This is a genomic window from Rhizobium aureum (assembly GCF_030182495.1).
Classification (GTDB): Bacteria; Pseudomonadota; Alphaproteobacteria; order Rhizobiales; family Rhizobiaceae; genus Rhizobium; species Rhizobium tropici_C.
The window spans coordinates 126,399-151,124 of the sequence record NZ_JAQJCI010000002.1; the positions used below are offsets into that span (position 1 = coordinate 126,399).

The following is a 24,726-nucleotide window of genomic DNA, read 5'->3' on the forward strand; positions in this document are numbered from 1 at the left end:
CTCGTGCGAATATTATAATGCGAGGTAGATTCGTGGTCGTCGTCGATCCGGTGACGCAGGAGATTATCGAGGGCAAGCTGGCAGCCACCGTCGACGAGATGGGTGTGGTCATGGCCAGAACCTCGATGAGCCCGGTCATCTATGAGGTGCTTGATTTTGCCTGCGGTCTCCTGACGCCCGAAGGGGAGCTCGTGGCGCAGATGAACGGCATCACGCTCTTCACCGGCACTTTCGGCACGCAGGTCAAGTCATTGATCGCTCTCTATGGTGAAGATCTGGAAGATGGCGACATTCTCCTGACGAACGATCCCTATTCCGGCGGTACGCATGCCTGCGATTTCGCCATCGTCAAGCCGATCTTCTTCGAAGGGCGGATTCTGGCCTATGCCATCAACGTTGCTCATTATCTTGACGTCGGCGGCTCGGTTCCCGGCTCGCTTGCGCCGAATGCCGTCTCCGTCTTTCAGGAAGGATTGCGGTTGCCGGGTGTGAAAGTCGTGCGCAGCGATCGCTTTTCGGGAGAAGTTCTGCGGATCATCCGCGAGAATGTCCGTTTGCCTGACGTTGCGATCGGCGATCTCACCGCACAGGTGGCGACCGTTCGCGTTGCCGCCCGTCGCATGGCCGAATTGGCCGGCAAATACGGAACCGACGTCGTGAAGACCGCATTCGATCACCTACTGACCGTGAGCGAGAGGCAGGCGCGCGCCGCCATCGCCGCGCTGCCCGACGGGGTCTACGAAGCGACTGACGTTATCGATGGCGACGGCGTCACCACCGATCCTATCAGGGTGCAGGTGGCGGTCACGATCGCCGGTGATCGGCTGACGGCGGATTTCACCGGCTGCCCGCCCGCGGTCGCGGGGCCGATCAATTGTGCGGCAGGTGCGCTGCAATCGGCCGTTCGCACCATCTTCAAGGCGCTGGTGGCGCCGGAGGCGCCGTCCAACGAGGGCTGGTTCCGGCCGCTCACCGTCATCGCGCCGAAAGGTTCGGTTTTCACGGCGGAAAAGCCTTCGCCTACGGGCTGGTATTACGAAGGCTCGGTGCATGCCTCCGAACTCGTCTGGAAGGCGCTCGCCAAACTCATGCCCGAGCGCTTCTCCGCCGGTTCCTATACGAGCCTTTGCGTCGTCTATATCGCTGGCAGGGATGGGACGGGGCAGCCGTTCATCCATATCGAGCCGCAGCATGGCGGCTGGGGCGCGAGCAAGGACGGCGACGGCGCCAATGCGCTGATCGCGCTCACCGATGGCGACACCTACAATTATTCCGTCGAGGTGATCGAAGCGCGCTTTCCCCTGCTCGTGCGCCGCTATGCGCTGAACGTCGAGGGAGGATCGGGCGCCGGTCGCCGCCGCGGCGGTTTCGGCGTCATCCGAGATTACGAGATTCTTGGAGACGATGTATCAGCCTATTGCAGCTTCGGGCGAACGGACACGCCGCCCTGGGGCATCGAGGGAGGCAAGCCCGGCAGCATCAATCTCCTGCAGGTGGAGGATGGCGGCAAGGTCAGCAATTTCGGCCGCGAGCCGCATATCGGGCTGAACCGCGGCGATCTCGTGCGCATCATCACCGGCGGCGGCGGCGGCTGGGGCGAGCCTCACGCACGCGAGCCGGAATATATCCGTCGCGACATCGAAGACGGCTACATCACCCGCGAGGCGGCCCGCAGCCAATATGGATATGAAGAAAGGGTGGCGGGATGATCAGACTGGCGACGGATGTAGGCGGTACTTTTACCGACCTCGTCGGTTATGATGAGCGCACGGGTGAGATCTTCACTGCCAAGAGCCTGACGACTGTTCACGATCAATCCGAAGGCGTCCTTGCGGCGATCGCACTTGCCGAGAAGAAGGACGGGCTTTCGACGCGCGACGTGATCTTCTTCGCCCATGGCGGAACGACCGTCATCAACGCGATCACCGAACGCAAGGGTGTCAGGACGGCGCTGGTGACCACCGCCGGTTTTCGCGACGTATTGGAAATCGGCCGCGGCAATCGCCCCGATCTCTATAATCTCCGGTTCAAAAGCCCGGAGCCCTTCGTACCCCGCAGCCTGCGCTTCGAGGTGCGCGAGCGCATGGATGCCAAGGGCCAGGTGCTGACACCCATCGAGCTTGGCGATGTCGAGGCGATCATCCGCGAGTGCCGCGCCCGCAAGGTCGAGGCGGTGGCCGTGATCTTCCTCCATAGCTACGTCAATCCCGAGCACGAAATCGCCTGCGCCAAGGCGATTGCCGAGGCGTTGCCGGATGTGACTGTCTGCGCCAGCCACGAGGTCTCCCGTCAATGGCGGGAATATGAGCGCTCCAATACGGCGGTGCTCAACGCCTATGTGCAGCCGATCATCAAGCGCTATTTCGCCCGGCTCGAAAGCGCGCTGATGGAGCGCGACCTCACCTGCCCCTACTATGCGATGCAGTCCAATGGCGGCATCTCCACTTTCGATCAGGCCCAGATGAGCCCGCTGACGCTTGTCGAATCCGGGCCCGCGGGTGGTGTTGCGGGTGCCGCACGCATCGGTGCTGTAATGGCTGAATCGGAAGTGCTGTCGCTCGATGTCGGCGGCACGACTGCAAAATGTTCCTTGATTCACGACAGCCGGCCGACGCTCGACAGTGAATACAAGCTCGAGCATACCCGCATCGCGCCCGGCTACCCGGTGCAGGTGCCGGTGGTCGATATCGTCGAGATCGGCGCCGGCGGCGGATCAATCGCTCGCATCGACGAGCGCGGCGCGCTCTGCGTGGGGCCGGAAAGCGCCGGCTCGATACCTGGCCCGGCCTGCTATGGAAGAGGCGGAGACAAACCGACCCTTTCCGACGCCTTGCTGACGCTCGGCATCTTCGATCCGGCGAGCTTTGCCGGCGGGCAGATGCAGCTCGACAAGTCCAAGGCCGCCGCCGCGATTGCGACGATTGCCAAGCCGATGGGCCTGTCGGTCGAGGATGCGGCGCTTGCCATCGTCGAGATCGCCCATGCGTCGATGATCAACGCGCTGAAGCTCGTGACGGTTCAGCGCGGGCACGATCCGCGCGACGCCGCTTTTGTCATTTCCGGCGGCGCCGGTCCTGCGCTTGCCGCAGGTCTCGGGCGTGATCTCGGTGTGAAGGTGACGGTCGTGCCGCCGCATCCCGGCATCTTTTCCGCCTGGGGTATGCTGGCAGCCGAGCCGCGCGCAGATTTCCGCAGCACCTGGTTTGCGCCCCTCGCATCGGAGGCCGTCGGCAATCTCAAGCGCCGGTTCGACGAGTTGAAACGGGATGCGGTCAGATATTTCTCCAAGGGAGATGCGGCCGAGATCCGCTACGTCTGCCGCGTCGAGGCCCGCTATCGCGGCCAGGAACACGGCGTCTTCGCCCTGTTCGAAATGGACGACGACGCCGAAAGCTTTGCGGAACGTTTCCATGCAGCGCATGAGCGCGCCTATACGTTCCGACTGCCCGGCTCCCCGGTCGAAATCACCATGATCCATCTGGAGGCGGTGCTTCACGGTCCGGTCATCGCCATCCCGAAACTCGATCGCGCCGGCCGTTCGCTGGATGCGGCCTTCAAGGGTCATCGCAAGGTCTACTTCGGCGGCACGGTTGGTTGGGTATCCTGCCCCGTCTACGAACGCACGAAACTGCCCGCTTCCGAGAAGATCGCCGGCCCGCTTCTCATCGAGGAGGCGACTGCCACCTCGCTGGTGGCTGCCGGACAGGAGCTTGAAGTGAGCAGGGAGGGGCTGCTGCTCATCCGCGAATGCGATGGGAGAAGCGTCTGATATGGCGATTGCGATCGGTCTCGACCATATCGTCAGGAGTTTCGGGCCGATGCGGGCCGTCGACGACGTGACGCTCGATATCAGGGCAGGGGAGTTCTTTACGCTGCTCGGCTCGTCCGGTTGCGGCAAGAGCTCGCTTTTGAAGCTGATCGGCGGTTTCGACAGGCCGACGTCGGGCCGCGTTCTTTTCGATGGGAAAGATATGGCCGGCGTTCCGGCCAATCGCCGCCCGGTCAATACCGTGTTTCAGTCGCTCGGGCTCTTCCCGCATATGAATGTCGCGCAGAATGTCGGTTATGGGCTGAAGTTGCGTGGACTTGCCGGTGCCGGGCTGAAGGCCAAGGTCGAGAATGCCTTGGATCTCGTCGAACTTTCCGGCTTTGCCGATCGCGACGTCAATCTGCTTTCGGGCGGCCAGCGCCAGCGCGTGGCGCTCGCCCGCGCGCTCGTCATGGAGCCGGGCATCCTCCTCCTCGACGAACCGCTGACCGGACTTGACGAGCGGTTGCGCCAGCAGATGCGCGACGAATTCGGGCGGCTGCACAAGCGTACCGGCGCGACGTTCATTCTCGTTACCCACAATCAGGACGAGGCGCTCAGCCTTTCCGATCGCATGGCGGTCATGCACAAGGGACGCATCGAGCAGACCGATGTGCCGTCCCGCTTTTTCGAGGCGCCGGCCAATGCTTTCGTTGCGCGCTTTGTCGGTATCGATACGCTTCTGAAGCCCGAAAATATTACGGTTTCCGGCGAAAAGGCCGTTGCCACGATTGCCGGCCAACGGCTGAGCGCAAGTTTTTCCGGAGCGCCGCCGCCGTCTGATGCTCTGGTTGCAATCCGTCCAGACCGAATTGAGCTTGTCCCGGCTGCCGCGATAGCGGCCGAAACAATTGAACTTAAGGTTGTCGAAAGTATCTATCGCGGACTCAGCCATGACGTTACGCTCGCTTTCGCCGACAGCCAGCGCGTGGTGCTAACGACCAGCGCGGATGAGACACCGCCCTTGCCGGGCGAAAGCGTGCGTGTGCATCTGAAGCCGGGTGCTGCGCTCTTGATTGATCGTTCCGGAATACCGGCCCTGGCTTCAGGCGATGAGTAGGACCCGAATGGCTGAAACAAGCGAAAAATAAGGGAAGGGAATGACACGATGAACAAAGATAGAGATCTTGCCTCCTCCGCCTTGAGGAGCAACATGCAGCGCCGTGACATGCTCAAACTGATGGGTGCGGGTGCGGCCGCGCTTTCCTTTGGTGGGTTGACCGCGACGCGGGCCATGGCCGATGACGCGACGGTTGCATTCTGGGCCACGGCGACGCTCGACATCGGCGACAAATGGCAGGAATTTGCGCGCCAGAGCGGCGTTTCGCCCGAATTCACCGATAACGGCAATGATGTCGGCCCGGTCGTCGCGCGCCTTGCCGCCGGCAATGCCAATGATCTTTTCGATGTCGGCGGCTTTCAGGGCGGCGCTGAAAGGGAGCTCGCCAAGCAAGGGCTGATTACGCCCTGGGACGTGTCCAAGATCCCGAATTTCGCAGGCATCTGGCAATGGGCCAAAGACATACCGACCTTGACCTATGAAGGCAAGCAATATGGTATCCCGACCGTCGTCAACGCCGACTCCATCATCTACCGCCCCGACAAGCTCGGGAAGGTCGACAGCTATGGCGTCATCTTCGATCCCAAGCTCAAAGGCCGGGTCGCGATGGAGGACGCCTGGATCAACAGCGCCATCTTCACGGCGATCTATCTCAAGGAAGCAGAAAACAAGTCAATCAAGGATCCGGGCAATCTGACGGAATCCGAGCTCGGCCTCGTGATGGAATTCCTGATCAAGCACAAGAAGGACGGGCAATTCCGGACCTTCTGGAATGGCTGGGAGCAGGGCGTGCAGCTGGTGGCGAACGAAGAGGTCGACGCCATGACCGGCTGGGAACCGATTGTCTATGAAGGCCGCAAGCGCGGGCTTCAGGTGGAATATGCCGCACCCGCCGAAGGCTATGAAGGCTGGGGCAACAATACGGTGTTGCTCAAGGGTGCCACGGAGCGTGGCAAGGCCGGGGCGGCCCATAAATTCGTCGATGCATTGCTTGCCGGCCTCTATGGCTGCGAACTGGGCAAGGCGCGCGGCTATCTCGTGCCGACCGACAACAACCTCGCCTATGCCAAGGCCCATCCCGACGAATACAAGGCCGACGACGTCGCCAAGCTCGCCGACCATGTGAAGGCCAAGTTCTCCGGGAAAGTCTACTGGCAGAATTGCCGGCCGGACAACTTCCAACTCTACGAAGAGTGGTGGCAGAGGCTGCGCAACGCCTGATGTAAGGCGATGGAGCGGGGCTGGCCCTTCTGTTCGAGGACAGGCCGGCCCCGAGCCGATGGGATCAACACCGAGAGAAGGAGGGTTAGACCATGAAGACACCGGTTCTATTGCTGGCCGCTCCGCTTGCGGCGATCCTCGTGCTCGGCCTTGCACCGCTGGTCCTGGTCGTGGTCTGGAGCTTCTGTGCCTGGGATTCCGCGACTTACTGGATCAAGCCGGAGTTCAGCCTCGCCGCCTACGGCGCGGTCCTGGAGGCCGGGCGCTGGAGCGTGTTTCTGTCGACCCTCGGCAAAGCATTTCTGACATCGGCTATCTGCCTCGTCATCGCCTATCCCACCGCCTATGCGATGTATTTCCTGGCCGGGCGCAGGCTGTCGGTTCTGCTCGCAGCCCTCCTTACCATCCCGTTTTTCACGTCCTATCTCATCCGCTCCTTTTCCTGGCGGCTGCTGCTTGGTCGTACCGGCGTCATCAACACGCTACTTCAGCACGCCGGGATTATCGACGCGCCGCTCGACTGGCTGCTGTTCAGCGACTTTGCCGTCATCGTCGGGCTGGTCGCCTCCTATCTGCCGTTCGCAACCTTCCCCATCCTGCTCTCCATGCGCCGCGTCGATCCTATCGCGCTGGCGGCATCGCGCGATCTCGGCGCCGGCTTCTGGACGATGGCACGCACCGTACTGTTGCCGCTGACCTATTCCGGTGTTTTTGCCGGGTTCCTGTTCGTCTTCGTCATGGTCGCGGGCTCGTCGACGGAGGTGCAGATGCTCGGCGGCGCCGGCGCATCGATCGTATCGGTGATGATCAATGACGTCATGCGTGTCGCCAATTTTCCGCTCGCCTTTGCGATTTCGACGCTGATGCTCGTGATCGTCTTCGGACTGGTGCTGATCGGAGACGCCATATTCGGCCTCTCCTCGCTGTTCGAGGAGCGCGGCTAATGATCGTCAGGGAGGGTACGACACCGCGCATCGTCATCTGGACGCTGACCATCATCGGTCTCGCCGTGATCTATGCGCCGCCGCTCTATTTGCTCGGCGTCTCCTTCAATCCGGCGCTTCAGCCCGGCCTGCCGCATTTTTCCGATGTTACGCTGAAATGGTATGTCGCGCTCGGGGCGGAAAGCGCGCTTGTCGCCGCGCTCGGCCAGTCGATCATGATAGCGCTGGCGACGGCTGTTATCGCGACCTTGCTGTCGCTCGGTGCGGCGCTCGCATATCGCGAGCTGCACCGCGGCCGCGGACTGTGGTTCCTGGCGGTGCTTCTGCCGATGTTCGTGCCGGGCGTCATCCAGGGACTGGCGCTATCGACCGTTATCAGCCGTGCCGGCGTGAAGGCTTCGGCCTTGACCGTCATTGCCGGCCATCTGCTGTGGGCGATGCCTTTTGCCTTCATCGTCATCCTGACAAGCTTTGCCGCCGTCAAGCGCACCTACCTGATGGCGGCAGACGATCTTGGTGCAAGCCGGCTCCGGCAGTTCCTGGATATTACGCTGCCGTTGATCCGCCCGGGTCTCGTCAGCGCCTTCATCTTTTCGCTCCTGCTGTCGCTCAACGAGTTTACGCGCGCCTTCTATCTGGCCGGTCGCCAAAACACGTTGCCGGTGGTGCTGTTCGGCAAGATGAATGCCGGCGCTTCGCCGACGATTTACGCCATGTCCGGCGCAATCTTTCTAATCTCCAGCGTTTGCGTGGTGGTCGTGGCACTGCGTTCGCTGCTCATGCAACGCCGAGCGGGTTGATCGATATGAAAAAACAACCGACGGACCACACACTCCGCCACCCCCTGATCCTCCATGAACGGGAATATAGAGGATGAAACAAGAGTCCAAGCTGATGGCGCTGATCCGCGCTGGAAAAAGACAGGAAGCGTTTGACATGGTCGAGCGGCTGAAAGCGGTCACGCAATCGCTGCCGACGTCGATCAAGGTGGATCGAACCGGTGCGGTGACCTATTACAAAGGAAACCGCCGTTTCGTAAGAAACTTGCAGGGCGGCTGGGAATTGGCGCCGAAGAAAAAGTAGATCGACGACATACGAGTTCTGGCGTCGTCCTCGCGACCCGATCAGGGTCGGAGAAATGACAGCTGTCCGTGATCGCAGTTGCGGCGGATGCCGTGATCGTAGCTTGCGAAAATGCGATATGACGATGGCTAATCGCGCAGCGATGATCAAGAAAGTAATGAGAGCTTTATCAAGTATCTAATATAATTAAGATGTAATAATATTAGAAAGTATCTTATTTAGAAATATAAAATTAACACCCAAAGCCTAATGTCTCCTCGACCGTCATCGCATAGATGGCGGCCGATTGAAGGAGACAGGAGCATGTATCGTGTTTCTCATTTCGGCAGGGACAAGAAGGGAGCTGCAGCGGTCGAATTCGCTTTAATCGCGCCGCTTTTTTTCCTATTGCTTCTCACATTGGTTGCCTTCGGCATCTATCTCGCCGCGGCCCATTCCCTACAGCAGCTGACCGCCGATGCCGCGCGAACCGCGATCGCGGGATTGTCGGCCACGGAGCGAAGCCAGCTGGTCCAGGATTTCGTCTCCCGCTCGACGATTAACGACGCCTTCATCAACAAGGACAAGCTGACGGTCACCGTCGCGACAGACCCGGCCAATGCCAACCAGTTCACCGTGAGCGCCGCCTACGACGCATCCAATCTTCCGATCTGGAATCTCTATACTTTCGCCATGCCGGATTCGACCATCCGCCGTTATTCGACCATTCGGCTGGGAGGTCTCTGATGAAGAGGCTTCTCGGTCGGCTCGCCTCCTTGACGGACAGGCGGGGAAACGTCGCGGTGACCACTGCGCTTGCCTCCCCCTTGATCCTTTACTGCCTTGGCCTCGGCATCGATTACGGCATGATGACGCTGCAGCAGCGGCGCCTGCAGCAATTGAGCGACATTGGCGCAATCACGGCTGCCGCCGATATCGCAAATGCGCAGAGCGCGCTCCTGGCCAATCTTCAAAGCAACGGCACGACGGCCGCAGTGGCATCGGGCAGCAGCTACATGACCGCAAACGGGCAGATCACGACGGCGGCGGCCACGTCGGGTCAATATGAAACCTTGGGCAATATGGTTCTAGGGTCCTATAAGGCAGACACATCCGTGGCGCCTCAAAACCGCTTCACGCCGGGGACTTCCCTCTCCGATTCCGTAAGGGTCACGCTGACGCAGAAGGCGGTGATGCCTTTTGCCTCCGCCTTTGCCGACCCGCCGACCTTGAGCGCCACGGGTACCGCTTCCAGCGAGCGTTTGGCAGCTTTTTCTATCGGCTCCCGGTTGGCGAGCCTCAATGGCGGCATTCTAAACCAGCTTCTGGGCTCTCTTCTTGGGACGCAGGTCTCTCTCAATCTCGTCGACTATCAGGCGCTCATCAGCGCGAAGGTAAACCTTTTAAGCTTCCTCAATCTGTTGGCGACGGATCTCAAGCTGACAGGGGTAAGCTACGATCAGCTCCTGGCGACCGATGTCACCTATGACAAGATTCTTGGCGCGCTTGGCAAATCGTCCAATCTTTCCCCGGCAGTCGTCACCATCATCAACAATCTGGGCAAGACGCTGGGAACCACGAAGCTCACCGTCAAGCTGCAGGATATCGTGAACCTCGGTCCTCTCGGTACGGATGTCGTGGGAACCGCGCCCAACCTGACTTCCACGATCAGCGTTATGGACCTGATCTCCGCAACCGCGATGGCCGCCAATCAGCAAAGGCAGATCGCGCTCGATCTTGGGGCTAACGTGCCGGGTCTTGCAGCGACGAAGATGACGCTGGCGATCGGGGAGATCGCACAACAAGCACCGGCGGCCGCCGTGGGCGCGCCGGGCACTATCGTTCGCACGCCGCAAGTGCGCGCGGCAATCGAAGTTTCGGTCACCGGCCTGTCCCTGATTGCAGGCTTGAAGATCAGGGTGCCGCTTTATGTTGAGATCGCGCCTGCCGAGGCCAAGCTTGCCTCGATAAGCTGTGTCGGCGGCAGCATGCCGAACGCCGTCGTCGGGATCGACGCCGTACCCGGCGTGGCGGAGATTGCGCTTGGGGACGTCGATACTTCGGCTTTCGTGAATTTCGGCTCCAAGCCACGCGTTACTCCAGCAGCCATCATCGATTCCCTGCTTCTGAAGGTGATCGCAAGCGCGCAGGTCGATATCGCCAATATGAGCCCGACACGCGTGACCTTTCAGCCCTCGGAAATTTCTGCCGGCACAGTCAAGACCGTTTCAACCAGCACTATCCTGACCTCGGCCGTCCAGTCACTTCTGAAAAATGCCAATATCAGCATTCAGGTGCTCATTCTGACCCTTGGCACGCCGAGCGCGGTGCTGGGAGCCGTCGCCGATACGCTGTCTGCCGTCACCGCTCCGGTCGACCAGCTCCTCTACAATCTGCTTGGCGTCCTTGGCGTCGGTGTCGGCCAGGCCGACATAAAGGTGACCGATGCGCGCTGCATGCAGCCCGTACTCGTTCAGTGAGGCTTGAGCATCGCGGTCGATCACCGGCAAGGACCGCTCAGGCTCATCTTCAAACCAGGTAGGGGCCGATGCATTCGGCCACGGACGCGACGTCCTCGACCCGCATGCCCGCAACATTGATCCTTCCGGAGTCCGGCATGTAGATGCCGTGTTCGGCCCGGAGCTTCAGGACGTTTTCGGAAGAGATCGGCAGCAGGGAGAACATGCCCTCCTGGGTGCTCATATGGGCGAGTTCCGGAAGAAATCGACCAAAGGCTTCTCCGGCCGCACGGCGGATTTCCGTTATGCGGAGGCGCATGTCGTTCAGTTCATCCACCCAGAGCTGACGGCGGAACGGCTCCTGGAGGATTGCCGCAACGATGGCTGCTCCGTGCGCGGGCGGCATGGAGTAGCTTGCGCGCGCGTAACCCGCGAGATTACCAATGCCCTTGTTCAACGACGCCTGCTGATCCGCAAACAGATAGACAGCGCCGGTGCGCTCTCGATAGAGCGAGAAAGACTTGGAGCAGGAGACAGCGACCATGGCTTCGCCGACCGCTTCGATGACATCAATCATGCCGGCCGCATCTTCGACCCGGCCGCGCCCGAGGCCCTGATAGGCGTTGTCGAAGAGAGGGAGCAATTCCTTGGCAGCGACGACGTCGGCAATATCTCGCCAATTCTGCGATGAGAGAGCTGCGCCCGTGGGATTGTGGCAGCTCGTTTGCAGCAGCACCGCGTCACCGGGCGCGGCGTTCCGTAGGGCCGTCAGCATGTCGTCGATCAGAACGGCCTGCTTGCCGATATCGAAGAAACGATAGGTTCCGACCTGAAGGCCGACCGCGGCAAAGATCGGCTGGTGATTGACCCATGTCGGTGTGCCGATCCAGATCTTCCGTCGCTTGTCGAGGGCAAGCAGTTCCGCAGCCAGGCGCAGAGCGCCTGTGCCGCCAGGGGTCTGAATTCCGGCGAGCCGCCTGCCGCCGTGGCGCTCGCCGAAAACCTCGAGAGCCATCGCCCGCAGGAAGGCGGGATCTCCCTCCGGGCCGATATAGGATTTGGATTTTTGCGTTTCCCAGAGATGATGCTCGGCCGCCTTGACGGCTCTCATGACAGGGGTGCGGCCCGCTTCATCGCGATAGACGCCGACGCCAAGATCGATCTTTCCGGCTCTCGGATCGGCGGCGAACTTGGCGATCAATTCCAGCAGGGGATCGGGCTTCTGCTCCGCCAGACTATCGAAAAACGCCGTTTTCTTCATGGGCACCTCCCTCCACTTATTGAGGCCAATTCTGCAGAACCCGCACGAATTCCGTCAGCCATGCATTCGTCTGGTGGCCGTCCAGGGAGCGGTGGTCGATCGTCAGGGAGACATAGGCCATTGGGCGGATCTGGATCGTATCGACCCCATCGACCTCCCGAACGACGACACGCTTTTCCAGCTTGCCTATGCCGAGTATCGCCGATTGCGGTTGGTTGATGATAATGGGGGAGGCCACCAGCGAGCCGGAGACGCCGTGATTGGAGATCGTGAAGGTTCCGCCCTTCAGCTCGTCGGCTTTAAGCGTATTGGATCGTGCCCTGTTCGTCAGATCCTGAAGGCGGGCGGCAATGGTCTCCAGCGGAAGATCCTGCGCCTGCCGGAGCACCGGTGCGACCAGGCCTTTGTCGCCCAATGCGATGCCGACCGCAATGTTGACGTCCTCGAATATTTCAAGACTATCGTCGTGCCACTGGCTGTTGACCTCCGGTACGATCTTCATGGCGGCGACGGACGCCGCCACGAAATAGGCGGTGTAGGAGAGGTTGATGCCCTCCGCCCTCATACGGTCCTTGTGGCTTTCGCGATGGCGCATGATCGCCGTGAAATCCGCCTCGAAGACCGCAGTGACCTGAGGTGCGGTCGCAAGGGATTCGGCCATGTGCCTTGCGATCGCAAGCCGCATGGCTGAATGGGGTACGGTTCGGGATTTGACGTCAATCGGATTTGCCGAGAAAGGCTGCTCGGTCGTGGCCTGCTGCGATACCGGAACGGCTGGATGGGATTTGCTGGCTTCCAGCGCATGATCCATATCGGCGCGCGTGACCCGCCCGCCCTTGCCACTGCCTTTCAGCGAAGCGGGATCGATCGCGTATTCCTTGGCGGCGCTACGAACGGCAGGTGAATAATAGCTGGAGGCGGTCACCGTCGAGGCGTGATGCATTGGCGGCGGAGCGGCGGTCGCTTCTGTTGCAATGCCGATCGCTTCGACGCTCATTCGTCCCAGGATCGCCCCGGGTGCGGCGTCATCGCCATCCGTCATGGAGATTTCGCTCAGGATACCATCGCAGGGCGCCGATATCTCCTGCGTTACCTTGTCGGTTTCCAATTCGACGAGGGCGTCGCCTTCGCGGACATGATCGCCAATTTGCTTCAGCCAATTGCGGACGACTGCCTTCGTGCCTTCCTGTTCGATCGGGGCCGTGATCTCGACAGTGTTCGTCATTCCCTAGAACTCCAGGATCTCGGTGATGCGCTTGGTAATCCGTTCCGTCGAGGGCACGGCCCATTCCAGCAGGACGGGATTATGCGGGCTCGGAATATCGGGCATGGTGAGCCGGGAGACCGGCGCATCGAGATCCGTGAAGGCCTTGTCTGCAATGACCGCAGCAATCTCGGCACCGAAGCCCGCGGCTTCGAGATCTTCGTGGACGATGAGGCAGCGATGCGTCTTGGCGACCGATGTGAGTACGGCCTCCTGATCCCAGGGCATCAGCGTGCGAAGATCGATGATATCGGCCGAGATGCCCTCGGCAGCCTCCTCGCAACGGTGAACCATGGCGCCCCAGGTGACGATGGTGATGTCGTTGCCGGTCCGTGTCCGCTTCGCCTTGCCGAAGGGCAGCGCGAAATCGTCGCCGGGATAGGGGCGGCGTGCCCACGGGTGATCGAGCATGGCCCTGTGTTCGAAGAAGATGACCGGGTCGTTGCCGCGCATCGAGGTGCGCAGCAGGCCGACCGCATCTTCGGCGTTCGAGGGAACAGCAACCTTCCAGCCTGGTTGATGGACAAAGGCAACTTCGTTGGTCTGGCTGTGCCAGGGATCGCCGCATTTGAAGAAGCCGCCGGGCATGCGCACCACGATGGGGGCGGCGAAACGGTTATTGGTGCGCCAGCGGATCGTGCCGCAGTCGTTGAGCTGTTCGGTGGCCGGTTCGGCATATTTCCGGAACTGGATTTCGGGGATGGGTACGAGGCCGGCCAGCGCCATGCCCACGGCACGGCCGATGATCCCCTCCTCGGATAGGGAGGTATCGAAAACCCGTTCGTTGCCGAATTTTTCCTGCATTCCAAGGGTGACGGCGTGAACCCCGCCCTTGGGGCCGATATCCTCGCCGAACATGAGGACGCGCTCATTGATCGACATTTCATGTTCGAGCGTTCTACGGATGGCGGTGACCATGTTGATGCGCGGGCCGGCGGTCTCGGGCTTATCCGTTGTCGCCGGAGGCACATATCCGGATGGATGCTGCCCACCCATCGTCTGCATGTCGCCATCGAAGAATACATGGCGTGTCACGGAGGAGGGATCGGCGACCGGCCGCTCCTCGGCGGCTGCGCGCGCTCTTTCGGCCCTATCGTGAGCCTCGATCTCGCAGGCGTTCCATTCCTCGATCGACATGACGGCGGGAATGAGGAATTCCTTCAGGCGCGGCAGTGGATCGCGTTCCCATTCGCGCCGAACGGTTTCCTCGCTCTTGTAGGCCTGCGTATCCTGAAAACTGTGGCCCTCAAGCCGAGGGACCGTCAGCCGCAAAAGGGCAGGCTTACGCTCTTCGCGGACGAAGAAGACGGCCTCCTGTACGAGACGTGCAGCCTCGGCGGGGTCGCAGCCGTCGCCATCGAATATTGCGAGATTTCTCCAACTTGCCAGATTGGCTGCGATATTTCCGCCTGGGGTCTGCACGGTTGAAGGGACCGAGATGCCGAAGCCATTGTCTTCGATGTAGAACAGCATCGGCAATGCTTGCGTCGTTGCGGCGCTCAGTGCGGCCCAGAAACCGTTCGAGGCGACCGAGCCGTCGCCCCCGAGGACGACGCCGATATCCCGCGCATATTCTTCGCGCCCCAAAGTGGTCGCGTAGTATTTCATCGCCTGCGCCCAGCCGGCCGTCGGCGTATATTGGGCGCCGACACCGCCGCACATGGGCAGCGCCGATGCGCCAGAGAGGTTCGGATAGTTGAAGACGACACCAATGTCGCGCCCGTCGGAATAACCGCCGGCGCGTCCCATGGCCGAACCGAGCGCATCGGCCGGGTCGACCCCGAGCGAAAGCAGAAACGGCCGCGATCGGTAATAGCCGCAGGTGGCATCGTGCAGGCCGGTCAGTTGCGTGCCGAGAAGGATCTGCGCCACATCGTGGCCGCGTGCGGAAAATTGATAAAGGACCTTCTTTTCCGGAACGAGACGCTTCTCTTCCAGCTCATCGAGGGCTCTTGAAAGGTGGACGAGGCGGGCAACCCTGCGCCAGTCAATGCGGTCGTCGGGCGCGTTGCGCTCATGCTTTCTTATCGCCAGTTGGGCCATTTGCTCCTCCTGCACGTGGTCGCATGATTCTAATTCAAAGTGGCCGCGTTATTCCTTTCAATCTCATAGGAATTACCCTAGTATTTGGTTGTTTTATTTCAGAATTGGCGTATTTTTGAATGGAAAATTTCAATCTTGATCACGTCGACAGGGCGATCCTTCGCGTGCTGCAGGAAGAGGGCGACATCAGCCAGGCGGCACTGGCCGAAAAAGTGGGCGCATCGCCTGCCTCCTGCTGGCGAAGGATCAAGGCGCTGGAGAGCGCTGGCGTGCTCGGCAGAACGGTCCGCCTTGTCGATCCCGACAAGATCGGCAAGGGCCTTAATGTCTTCTGCCAAGTCAAGATGAAGACCCACGATCCAGCAACCCGCCGCGATTTCGAACAATTCATCGCGAGCTATCGCGAAGTGCTCGAATGCTATTCCATGTCGGGCGAATGGGATTATCTCATCCGTGCCGTCGTTGCCGATGTGCGGGAATATGAAGGGCTTTTGATGCGCGGTATCCTGACCCATGAAGCCGTGTTGAGCTCATCGTCGCACTTCTCGCTGAAATGCGTCAAATACACCACGGCGTTGCCGACGAATGTGTCACGATAAAGCCTTCTGTCCGTACTCGCCTTGAACAGTGCAAGCGTCTCACGCTAATAAACCCTGATAATTTCAGATGCGGAGCAGGGTTGGGAGTGTCGGCTGATAACATCAAACTCGGCCATGATTTGAGCGAAGCGGTCGCGGCGCTTCTCGCCGATCTGCCCATCAAGGCGGCGAGTTTCATCGTCACGATCTATGGCGATGTCATCGAGCCGCGGGGCGGCGTCGTGTGGATCGGCAACCTCATCGAGGCATGCAAGAGCGTCGGCATTACCGAAACGCTGGTGCGCACTGCCGTGTCGCGACTGGTGACCGCCGGCCAGCTTGCCGGAGAGCGGGAAGGGCGCCGCAGCTACTATCGGCTGACGGACGCGGCCCAAGCGGAATTCGCTGAGGCCGCCAGTCTCTTCTATGGGCCGGAGCCTGCCGTCCGATGGCAATTCGTCCTTATCAATGGACCCGCTCCGGAGGAGATCATGCAGGCATTGGAGCGGGACGGCTTCGCTAGGCTGAGCCCCCGTCTTGCGATGGGTACGCATCCCGCGCCACCGCTGCCGGGTCGCGTCGTTGTCTTCAACGCTGAGCTTGCGACCGAGAACGGCGCCTTGAAGGAGCTCGCGGAAGAGGCCTGGAACCTGCGGCACTTTGCGGAAGCTTACAGCGAATTTACTGCCCGCTTCGGCACATTTTCGCGAGGAGTCGGCGATTGTGTGGCCCTGTCACCGTTCGATTGTCTGATCGCGCGATTGCTTCTCGTCCATCAATATCGCCTGATCATGTTGCGCGAGCCGCATCTTCCCAAGTCCGCCCTGCCGGCCGATTGGCCCGGCGAGGAGGCGCGGCGCCTATTTGCCGAACTTTATTTGCGTCTGTCAAAAAAGGCTGACGCCTATGTCGGTCGCCGTTTCGTGAACGAGTCGGGCAAGCTTCAAGAAACAACGCCGGTAAGCCAGGCTCGGCTCGATCACCTCAAGTCCCGCTGAAAGATCAATCCACTCAGTCACATAGCGTGTGAGTTCTCTTCGCAGCACGCTTTCACGGCATTGAATGTCACAGAAATATCCAAAAATTTATTTGTGCTGTGACATATGGTATGCTAATACAATGACCGATCGGTCGGCTAATGCGCTCGCTGTCGGATCGATGTTTCGTGGAGGAGAGCGTGAAACAGGCCTATACTGGTGAAGCCATGAAGCGTCAGCTTGGCTCAGATCCTCAAGGCGTCCGCAGGCCTGCGATCACTCTTTAGCGCGCCGGACGTGCCAGGACGGAGGAAGATCAATGTATGCACAGATGGTGAAAACCGATGGCGCCCGCATCCGTTCCCTTGACGAGATGGATCCCCAGGAACGCGCCTTTCAAGAGCGTGTCGATGCCGGCCAGAAGATCGAGCCGAAGGAATGGATGCCGGAAGGCTACCGCAAGACGCTGATCCGCCAGATCAGCCAGCACGCGCATTCGGAAATCGTCGGCCAGCTTCCGGAGGGCAACTGGATTACCCGTGCTCCGACGCTGGAACGCAAGGCGATCCTGCTTGCCAAGGTGCAGGACGAAGCCGGCCACGGCCTCTATCTCTACTGCGCTGCCGAGACGCTCGGCATCAGCCGCGACGAGATGTATGAGCAGCTGCACTCCGGCAAGGCCAAATATTCCTCGATCTTCAACTATCCGACTCTGACCTGGGCCGATATCGGCGCGATCGGCTGGCTCGTCGATGGTGCTGCTATCATGAACCAGGTTCCGCTGCAGCGCTGTTCCTACGGTCCCTATTCGCGGGCCATGATCCGGATCTGCAAGGAGGAAAGCTTTCATCAGCGCCAGGGCTTCGACATCCTGATGAAAATGGTGAAGGGCACGCCGGCGCAGAAGCCCATGGTGCAGGATGCGCTGAACCGCTGGTGGTGGCCGTCGCTGATGATGTTCGGCCCTTCGGACGATGCCTCCGTGCATTCGGCCCAGTCGATGGCCTGGAAGATCAAGCAGAATTCCAATGACGAGCTGCGGCAGAAATTCGTCGACCAGACCGTGCCGCAGGCGGAGTACCTCGGCCTAACCGTCCCCGATCCCGATCTGAAGTGGAACGAGGAAAAGGGCGGCTACGATTTCGGCGAGCCGGACTGGGAAGAATTCTTCAACGTGATCGCCGGCAACGGCCCCTGCAATGCGGAGCGGCTGAATGCCCGCAAGCAGGCTTGGGAGGATGGCGCCTGGTTCCGCGATGGTCTGACGGCGCATGCCGAAAAGGTGGCCGAACGCCTCGCTGCCGCAAAGGTTGCCGCCGAATAGGCGTGCAGGATGACAAGGGAGTGAGAAGCATGTCCAGCGAATGGCCGCTTTGGGAGGTCTTCATCCGAGGTCAGCACGGCCTCAACCATCGCCATGTCGGCAGCTTGCACGCGCCCGATGCAGAGATGGCGATCAACAACGCACGCGATGTCTATACGCGCCGCAACGAGGGCGTCAGCATCTGGGTGGTGCGGTCTTCCGAGATCACCGCCAGCGCGCCTTCGGAAAAAGGTCCGCTCTTCGATCCCTCCAATTCGAAGGTCTATCGTCATCCGACCTTCTTCGACATCCCCGATGAAGTGGGGCACATGTGATGGCGACCGCTACCCTTGAGCCGGCGGTCGATCAGGCCGCCCTCGTCGAATTCCTCCTGCGCATCGGCGATGTCACGCTGATCTTAGGCCACCGCGTTTCCGAATGGTGCGGCCGAGGACCGGCGCTGGAGGAGGATATCGCGCTCGCCAACACGGCGCTCGATCTCATTGGCCAGACGCAGCTCTGGCTCGCTCTGGCGGGCGAGGTGGAAGGCAAGGGCCGTTCGGCCGACGATCTCGCCTATCTGCGCGATGGCTGCGAGTTTCGCAACATCCTCTTGGTCGAACGCCCCAATGGCGATTTCGGCAAGACGCTGATGCGGCAATTTCTCTTCGACGCCTGGCACTATCTGCTGCTGAAAGCGTTGAAAGGCTCGGCCGACCGGCGCATTGCTGAAATCGCCGAGAAGGCCTTCAAGGAAGTCTCCTATCACCTCGATCGCAGCCGCGACCTGATCATCCGCCTCGGCGACGGCACGGCGGAAAGCCATCGCCGCATGCAGGCGGCGCTGGACGAACTCTGGCCCTTCACCTGTGAAATGTTCGCCGGCGATGCTTCCGATGCGGCACTGGCACAGGCCGAGGTGATCCCGGAACCGCAAAGCCTCAAACCCGGTTGGGACGAGATCGTTTCCGATGCGCTTGCCAAGGCGACGCTTGAGCGCCCGGCAGATGGCTACATGCACAAGGGCGGCCGTCGCGGCGTTCACACCGAGCATCTCGGCTATCTCCTGGCCGAGATGCAATTCCTGCAGCGCGCCTATCCGGGCGCCACCTGGTAGGAGGCTGATATGGCGACCGCGCTGCATCCTTCGGTCGACGAGGTCTGGCACTGGCTGTCGGAAATGCCGGACCCCGAGATACCGGTGATCTCGCTGACCGATCTCGGCATCATCCGCGACGTCGGCTGGCGAGACGATACGCTCGTCGTCACGGTGACACCGACCTATTCGGGCTGTCCCGCCACGACGGTAATCAATCTCGATATCGAGCGGGCATTGGCTGAAAAGGGCATCGACCGGATACGCCTTGAGCGCCGGCTGTCGCCGGCCTGGACGACGGATTGGATCAGCGCCGAGGGACGTGAGAAGCTGCGCGCCTACGGCATTGCCCCACCGGTCGACGGTACGGCGGCCGATGGCATCTTGATGAAGCGCATCGATCGGCTTTCCGGGCGCTCCAATCTCACGATTGCCTGCCCGCGCTGCGGATCGACGAACACGGAAAAGATCAGCCAGTTCGGTTCGACGCCCTGCAAGGCGAGCTATCGCTGCACGGACTGTCTGGAACCGTTCGATTACTTCAAGTGCATTTGACCCCAAGAGGACGAGGCCCGCATCCATGCCACGTTTCCATCCGCTGATCGTCACCGATGTTCGCCGCGAGACGCGCGATGCGGTCGTCGTCACGCTTGCGCCAGCCGAGGAGGATCGGGCCATCTTCGACTTCACGCAGGGCCAATATCTGACCTTCCGCCGCAAGTTCGACGATGAGGAGCTGCGCCGCTCCTATTCGATCTGTGCCGGTAAGGACGAGGGCGTGCTGAAGGTCGGCGTCAAGCGCGTGGACGGCGGCTGCTTCTCCACATGGATCAATGAGAACCTGAAAGCCGGCGACACGTTGGAAGCCATGCCGCCGATGGGCGCTTTCTTCACAGCCATCGAACCCGATGTCGCAAGGCACTATCTAGGCTTTGCCGGCGGCAGCGGCATCACGCCGGTGCTCTCCATCATCAAGACGGTGCTCGCGCGCGAGCCGCGCTCGGTCTTCACGCTCGTCTATGCCAACCGGCAGATCAGCTCGATCATGTTCCGCGAAGAGCTCGACGACCTGAAGAACCTTTATCTCGGTCGCCTGTCGGTGCTGCATATTCTTGAAAGCGAGGCGCAGGAGATCGGCCTTTTCACCGGCCGGATAGACGCGGAGAAGTGCAAAGCGCTCTTCAAGAGCTGGATCGACATCAAGTCGGTTGCGACAGCCTTCATCTGCGGTCCGGAGCCGATGATGCTGGCGACCGCCGCGGCGCTGCGCGAGCACGGCATGCGCGACGACCAGATCAAGTTCGAGCTTTTCGCCTCCGCGCAGCCGGGCAAGGCCCGCCTGAAGGTGGAGAGCGCAGCTGCCGCTGATCATGAAAAGAGCTGCGAGGCAACCGTCACGCTCGACGGTGCGACGCGCATCTTCAAGTTTCCCAAGCATGGCCAATGCCTGCTCGATGCCGCGCTCGAAAACGCGATGGACGTGCCCTACGCCTGCAAGGCCGGCGTTTGCTCCACCTGTCGCGCCAAGGTTCTGCAGGGCGAGGTCGAGATGGAGGTCAACCACGCACTCGAGGATTACGAGGTGCGCCAGGGCTATGTGCTGACCTGCCAGTGCTACCCGCTCACCGACCGTATCGTCGTCAGTTACGACCAATAGGATCGCATCGAAGGGAGGAATGTGATGTCCGAGACGATGCCGATCGAGCAATATCTGCAGGAGGGTGGGATGCTCTCCTCGCCGGACAATGTGCCTCCGCGCTATCGCGGCGAACTCCTGCGTCTGATGGCGAGCTTCGTCGATAGCGAGCTGGCCGGTTCCGCCGGCTTTGCCGATATCATCAACGATGCCCCAGGCATTCAGGAGCGCATTTCTGCGGCACGCATTGTGCTGGAAAAGACCGATCATGCCGGCCAGGTCCTGAAGATCATGGAGACTTTCGGCGTCGATGGCGAGCGCTATGCGGTCCACCATCCATGGGCGGCGCGGCTCGCTCGCGATGCCGATATCGGCGCTGTCAGGCAGGGTGGTGACATGCGGCTCTCCGTGTTCCACTACCCGCTTGAAGGCTGGGTGGATGCGGTCGTCATGAACGTTCTGATGGGTGCTGCCAGCGTCGTACAGTTGAAGGAGCTGGTGCGTGTTTCCTACCAGCCGCTGGCCGAAACCTTCCGTGCCATCCTGCCGCGCGAAAGGCGGCATGCCGAACTCGGCGCCGCCGGTCTTGGCCGCATCGTCGCCGATGATGAGGGTCGGGCCAAGGCGCGGGCTTCGGCTGCCTACTGGTATCCCCGCGTTGCCGCGAGCTTCGGTCACGCCGGTTCGGCTCGCTTCGAGACATTGTCGCGTTTCGGCCTGCGCCATCAGCCCAACGAGACCCTGCTTGCCGAATGGCGTGCCGATGTCGATGCGCAGCTTTCTGCGCTTGGATTGAACTGAGAGGATAGTGAGATGAACATCATGGCAAACCAGCCGCGCCGGCTCGAAAGCTATGTCGGGGGTAGATGGGTCGCCGGCACGAAGGAAGGCGTGCCGCTGCTCGACGCATCGACCGGTACTCCCGTCGCGTCAATCGATTCCTCCGGCATCGATTTCAAGTGGACCCTAGCTTACGGCCGCGACAAGGGCGGACCGGCGCTCAGGCGCATGTCCTTCCATGAGCGCGCCGCGATGCTGAAGGCGCTTGGGCAGGCCCTGCTTGAGAGGAAGGAAGAGTTCTACGCGCTTTCGACGGCGACGGGTGCCACGCGTGCGGATAGTTGGGTCGATATCGAAGGCGGCATTGGCACCCTGCTGTCCTATGCCTCCAAAGGCCGGCGCGAGCTGCCGAATGCGCGCGTACTGCTCGATGGCGATGTGGAGCAGCTCTCCAAAGACCAGAGCTTTTCAGCCCAGCATATCCTAAGCCCACTGCAGGGCGTCGCGATTCACATCAATGCCTTCAATTTCCCCTGCTGGGGTATGCTGGAAAAACTCGCGCCGACCTTGCTTGCCGGCGTTCCCGCCATCGTGAAGCCGGCAAGCCAGACGGCCTATCTGACCGAACTCATGGTTCGCTGCATCATCGAAACCGGCCTCTTGCCGGAAGGCGCACTGCAGCTCGTTTGCGGCTCGGTCGGCGATCTCCTCGATCATGTCGAAGGCCAGGATGTGGTGACCTTTACCGGTTCCGCCGCGACCGGCCAGCGCCTGAAGACGCACAGGGCGATCATCGCGAATTCCGTGCGTTTCACCATGGAGGCAGACAGCCTCAATGCGGCCGTCCTCGGCCTCGATGCCGGCCCAGGCACCGAGGAGTTCGATCTCTTCGTCAAGGAAATCGCGCGCGAGATGACGGTCAAGGCCGGTCAGAAGTGCACGGCCATCCGCCGCGTCATTGCGCCCCGGACTTACAGTGAAGCCCTCATTGCCGCCTTGAACGATCGTCTCGGCAAGACAGCCATCGGCAATCCGGCCGATGAGACGGTTCGTATGGGACCGCTCGCGAGCCTCGGTCAGCGCGAGGAAGTCCGCGCTCGCATTCGGGATCTCGCCAGCGATGCCGAGATTGTTGGCGGCGATCCAGACAATCCGCGCGTCATGTCCGGCGATGCGAGCGCCGGCGCCTTCCTCAATCCGGTTCTGCTTTATTGTGACAAGCCGGGCTCGGCGCGTGCCATTCACGATGTCGAGGCCTTCGGTCCCGTCAGCACCGTCATGCCCTACGATATGGCGGAAGAGGCCGTCGATCTGGCGCGGCGCGGCAAGGGCAGCCTCGTCGCCTCCGTCTTCACCAACGATCCGCATTTCGCCGCGGAAGTGGTTCTAGGCCTTGCACCATTCCACGGTCGCGTGATGATCGGCAATCGCTTGAGCGCCAAGAGCTCCACCGGTCATGGTTCACCGCTGCCGGGCCTCGTTCACGGCGGTCCCGGGCGTGCCGGCGGTGGCGAGGAGCTCGGCGGCATCCGCGGCGTCAAGCATTACATGCAGCGGACCGCCGTGCAGGGCACGCCGACAATGCTTTCGGCCGTCATCGGGCGATGGGTTCCCGGCGCCGAGGTGCGTTCGGGCAGCGAGCATCCGTTCCGCAAATCACTTGACGAGCTGAAGATCGGCGATCAGCTCGTCACCGCCACGCGCACGGTGACGCTTGACGATATCGAGCACTTCGCCCGTTTCACCGGCGACACGTTCTATGCTCATATGGACGAGGAGGCGGCCAAGGCCAATCCGTTCTTCGAGGGGCGTGTGGCGCATGGCTATCTTATCGTCTCTTTCGCGGCAGGCCTTTTCGTCGATCCGGCTCCAGGTCCGGTTCTTGCAAATTATGGGGTCGACAATCTCCGCTTCCTGACACCGGTCAATCCGGGTGATACGCTCCAGGTGCAGTTGACCTGCAAGGAAATCAATCCCCGCATCAATGCCGAGCATGGCGAGGTGCGCTGGGATTGCAAGGTAATCAACCAGCTGGATGCCGTCGTCGCGCAATATGACGTTCTGACGATGGTGGCGAAAACGAGAGAGTGAGCGCATGACGACGACCGAGCAAGACCCGCATCGCCTGGAAATGACCGTACTGATGACGCCCGATATGGCGAATTTCAGCGGCAAAGTGCATGGCGGCGCCCTTCTGAACCTGCTCGATCGCGTCGCCTTCTCCTGTGCATCGCGCTATTCCAAGCAATATGCCGTGACGCTGTCGGTCGATCAGGTGCTGTTCAAGGAGCCGATCAATGTCGGCGAGCTCGTCACCTTCCGCGCCTCGATCAACGATACCGGACGTACTTCCATGGAAGTCGGCATAAGGGTGGAAGCGGAGAATATTCGTTCCGGCCAGCGCCGCCACACCAACTCCTGTTATTTCACCATGGTTGCCGTCGACGAGGCCGGTCGTCCGGTTCGAGTACCCGAGCTGGTGCCGGTGACATCAGTCGATATCAGGCGACACAAGGCTGCCCAGCTTCGCCGCACCTTGCGCCGCGAATTCGCGCAGCGGCTGGAAGCGGTGGCCGAAACCGGCCGCGACGTGGAAGGTTTGGGAGCCGACTGAATGGCGCAGATCTATTCCTACGACGGCGTGATCCCGGTCATCGATCCCTTGGCCTTCGTGCATCCGGCCGCAACCGTCATCGGGGATGTCATCATCGGCCCGGCCTGTTATGTCGGGCCGGGCGCCGTGCTGCGGGGTGATTTCGGACGCATCGTGCTCGAGCGAGGCTCGAACGTGCAGGAGACCTGCGTCGTCCATAGCTTCCCGAATCTGGAAGTTGTGATCTGCGAGGCGGGACATATCGGCCACGGTGCGGTGCTGCATGGCTGCCGCATCGGCGCCAACGCCATGGTCGGCATGAATGCCGTTATCATGGACGAAGCCGTCATCGGCGAAAACGCCATCGTCGCCGCCATGGCCTTCGTCAAGGCCGGCGCGGAAATTCAGGCAAACAGCCTGGCGGTCGGCTCACCGGCGCGTATCGTCCGCGAGCTGACTGCGGAAGAGATCGCGTGGAAGCGCCAGGGCACCGCCATCTACCAGCGCCTGGCGCTGGAGGCAAAAGAGAAGCTTGCGGCCGTCGAGCCGCTGACTGCACCGGAACCGGATCGCCGCCGCATCCGCGCGCCGGAATATGATCCGCTTATTCTTGAGCGGATGAAGCTCGGCGACTGAGGCAC

Annotated in this window: 23 protein-coding genes; 20 read left to right on the forward strand and 3 right to left on the reverse strand. The window is 61.1% G+C overall.

Features of this window, described 5'->3' with window-relative positions:
* Positions 1–17 precede the first annotated feature (17 nt).
* From PH552_RS06420 to PH552_RS06460, 9 genes are all read left to right on the forward strand, one after another.
* On the forward strand, positions 18–1,709 hold the full coding sequence (locus tag PH552_RS06420) for a hydantoinase B/oxoprolinase family protein (protein ID WP_112344516.1): 1,692 nt from the start codon (positions 18–20) through the stop codon (positions 1,707–1,709).
* Positions 1,706–3,769, forward strand: coding sequence for a hydantoinase/oxoprolinase family protein (locus tag PH552_RS06425; protein ID WP_112344517.1), 2,064 nt, complete (start codon positions 1,706–1,708; stop codon positions 3,767–3,769). The genes PH552_RS06420 and PH552_RS06425 overlap by 4 nt, the downstream gene beginning before the upstream one ends.
* Position 3,770: 1 nt before the next feature.
* Complete coding sequence (locus tag PH552_RS06430; protein WP_112344518.1) at positions 3,771–4,868, forward strand: ABC transporter ATP-binding protein; 1,098 nt, start codon at positions 3,771–3,773, stop codon at positions 4,866–4,868.
* Positions 4,869–4,916: 48 nt separating this feature from the next.
* Positions 4,917–6,089, forward strand: a complete 1,173-nt coding sequence (locus PH552_RS06435; RefSeq protein WP_285165755.1) for an ABC transporter substrate-binding protein — start codon at positions 4,917–4,919, stop codon at positions 6,087–6,089.
* A gap of 92 nt (positions 6,090–6,181) precedes the next feature.
* Positions 6,182–7,033 (forward strand): ABC transporter permease, encoded by an 852-nt coding sequence (locus tag PH552_RS06440; RefSeq protein WP_285165756.1) that lies wholly within the window; start codon positions 6,182–6,184, stop codon positions 7,031–7,033.
* Positions 7,033–7,833: an ABC transporter permease gene (locus tag PH552_RS06445; protein ID WP_113250304.1), complete on the forward strand. Its 801-nt coding sequence runs from the start codon at positions 7,033–7,035 to the stop codon at positions 7,831–7,833. The genes PH552_RS06440 and PH552_RS06445 overlap by 1 nt, the downstream gene beginning before the upstream one ends.
* A 94-nt stretch (positions 7,834–7,927) precedes the next feature.
* Complete coding sequence (locus PH552_RS06450) at positions 7,928–8,116, forward strand: hypothetical protein (protein ID WP_245430456.1); 189 nt, start codon at positions 7,928–7,930, stop codon at positions 8,114–8,116.
* Between the two features lie 303 nt (positions 8,117–8,419).
* Positions 8,420–8,842, forward strand: a complete 423-nt coding sequence (locus PH552_RS06455) for a TadE/TadG family type IV pilus assembly protein (RefSeq protein ID WP_112344523.1) — start codon at positions 8,420–8,422, stop codon at positions 8,840–8,842.
* Complete coding sequence (locus PH552_RS06460) at positions 8,842–10,575, forward strand: pilus assembly protein TadG-related protein (RefSeq protein WP_112344524.1); 1,734 nt, start codon at positions 8,842–8,844, stop codon at positions 10,573–10,575. The genes PH552_RS06455 and PH552_RS06460 overlap by 1 nt, the downstream gene beginning before the upstream one ends.
* A gap of 49 nt (positions 10,576–10,624) precedes the next feature.
* On the opposite strand, the gene PH552_RS06465 is transcribed toward PH552_RS06460, so the two are convergent.
* Genes PH552_RS06465 through PH552_RS06475 form a run of 3 tightly spaced genes read right to left on the reverse strand, consistent with a single transcriptional unit; the run spans position 10,625 to position 15,122 of the window.
* A complete protein-coding gene (locus PH552_RS06465) occupies positions 10,625–11,815 on the reverse strand; it encodes an aromatic amino acid transaminase (RefSeq protein WP_112344525.1) in 1,191 nt (396 codons plus the stop codon).
* A gap of 16 nt (positions 11,816–11,831) precedes the next feature.
* On the reverse strand, positions 11,832–13,040 hold the full coding sequence (locus tag PH552_RS06470; protein ID WP_112344526.1) for a dihydrolipoamide acetyltransferase family protein: 1,209 nt from the start codon (positions 13,038–13,040) through the stop codon (positions 11,832–11,834).
* 3 nt (positions 13,041–13,043) lie between these two features.
* Positions 13,044–15,122: a transketolase C-terminal domain-containing protein gene (locus PH552_RS06475; RefSeq protein WP_183761243.1), complete on the reverse strand. Its 2,079-nt coding sequence runs from the start codon at positions 15,120–15,122 to the stop codon at positions 13,044–13,046.
* A 119-nt stretch (positions 15,123–15,241) separates the two neighbouring features.
* Between PH552_RS06475 and PH552_RS06480 the strand changes: the two genes are divergently transcribed.
* The 11 genes from PH552_RS06480 (at position 15,242) to PH552_RS06530 (ending at position 24,721) form a co-directional block, all read left to right on the forward strand.
* Positions 15,242–15,721 carry an Lrp/AsnC family transcriptional regulator gene (locus tag PH552_RS06480; protein ID WP_112344528.1) on the forward strand — a complete coding sequence of 160 codons (480 nt, stop codon included), beginning with the start codon at positions 15,242–15,244 and terminating at the stop codon, positions 15,719–15,721.
* 86 nt (positions 15,722–15,807) lie between these two features.
* Positions 15,808–16,698 (forward strand): phenylacetic acid degradation operon negative regulatory protein PaaX, encoded by an 891-nt coding sequence (paaX, locus tag PH552_RS06485; RefSeq protein ID WP_183761240.1) that lies wholly within the window; start codon positions 15,808–15,810, stop codon positions 16,696–16,698.
* Positions 16,699–16,996: 298 nt separating this feature from the next.
* Complete coding sequence (gene paaA / locus PH552_RS06490; protein WP_183761238.1) at positions 16,997–18,001, forward strand: 1,2-phenylacetyl-CoA epoxidase subunit PaaA; 1,005 nt, start codon at positions 16,997–16,999, stop codon at positions 17,999–18,001.
* A gap of 29 nt (positions 18,002–18,030) precedes the next feature.
* Positions 18,031–18,315, forward strand: a complete 285-nt coding sequence (paaB, locus tag PH552_RS06495) for a 1,2-phenylacetyl-CoA epoxidase subunit PaaB (protein ID WP_069061017.1) — start codon at positions 18,031–18,033, stop codon at positions 18,313–18,315.
* Complete coding sequence (gene paaC, locus PH552_RS06500) at positions 18,315–19,097, forward strand: 1,2-phenylacetyl-CoA epoxidase subunit PaaC (RefSeq protein ID WP_183761235.1); 783 nt, start codon at positions 18,315–18,317, stop codon at positions 19,095–19,097. Before paaB ends, paaC begins: the two co-directional genes overlap by 1 nt.
* A gap of 9 nt (positions 19,098–19,106) precedes the next feature.
* Positions 19,107–19,631: a 1,2-phenylacetyl-CoA epoxidase subunit PaaD gene (gene paaD / locus PH552_RS06505; RefSeq protein WP_183761232.1), complete on the forward strand. Its 525-nt coding sequence runs from the start codon at positions 19,107–19,109 to the stop codon at positions 19,629–19,631.
* Positions 19,632–19,656: 25 nt separating this feature from the next.
* On the forward strand, positions 19,657–20,733 hold the full coding sequence (gene paaE, locus PH552_RS06510) for a 1,2-phenylacetyl-CoA epoxidase subunit PaaE (RefSeq protein ID WP_183761229.1): 1,077 nt from the start codon (positions 19,657–19,659) through the stop codon (positions 20,731–20,733).
* A 24-nt stretch (positions 20,734–20,757) separates the two neighbouring features.
* Complete coding sequence (locus tag PH552_RS06515) at positions 20,758–21,513, forward strand: Phenylacetic acid catabolic protein (protein WP_183761226.1); 756 nt, start codon at positions 20,758–20,760, stop codon at positions 21,511–21,513.
* Positions 21,514–21,525: 12 nt separating this feature from the next.
* On the forward strand, positions 21,526–23,583 hold the full coding sequence (paaZ, locus tag PH552_RS06520) for a phenylacetic acid degradation bifunctional protein PaaZ (protein ID WP_183761223.1): 2,058 nt from the start codon (positions 21,526–21,528) through the stop codon (positions 23,581–23,583).
* Between the two features lie 4 nt (positions 23,584–23,587).
* Entirely contained in the window at positions 23,588–24,106 is a 519-nt protein-coding gene (locus PH552_RS06525; RefSeq protein WP_183761220.1) for an acyl-CoA thioesterase, read from the forward strand.
* Complete coding sequence (locus tag PH552_RS06530) at positions 24,107–24,721, forward strand: transferase hexapeptide repeat family protein (RefSeq protein ID WP_183761218.1); 615 nt, start codon at positions 24,107–24,109, stop codon at positions 24,719–24,721.
* The last annotated feature ends 5 nt before the right edge of the window (positions 24,722–24,726 follow it).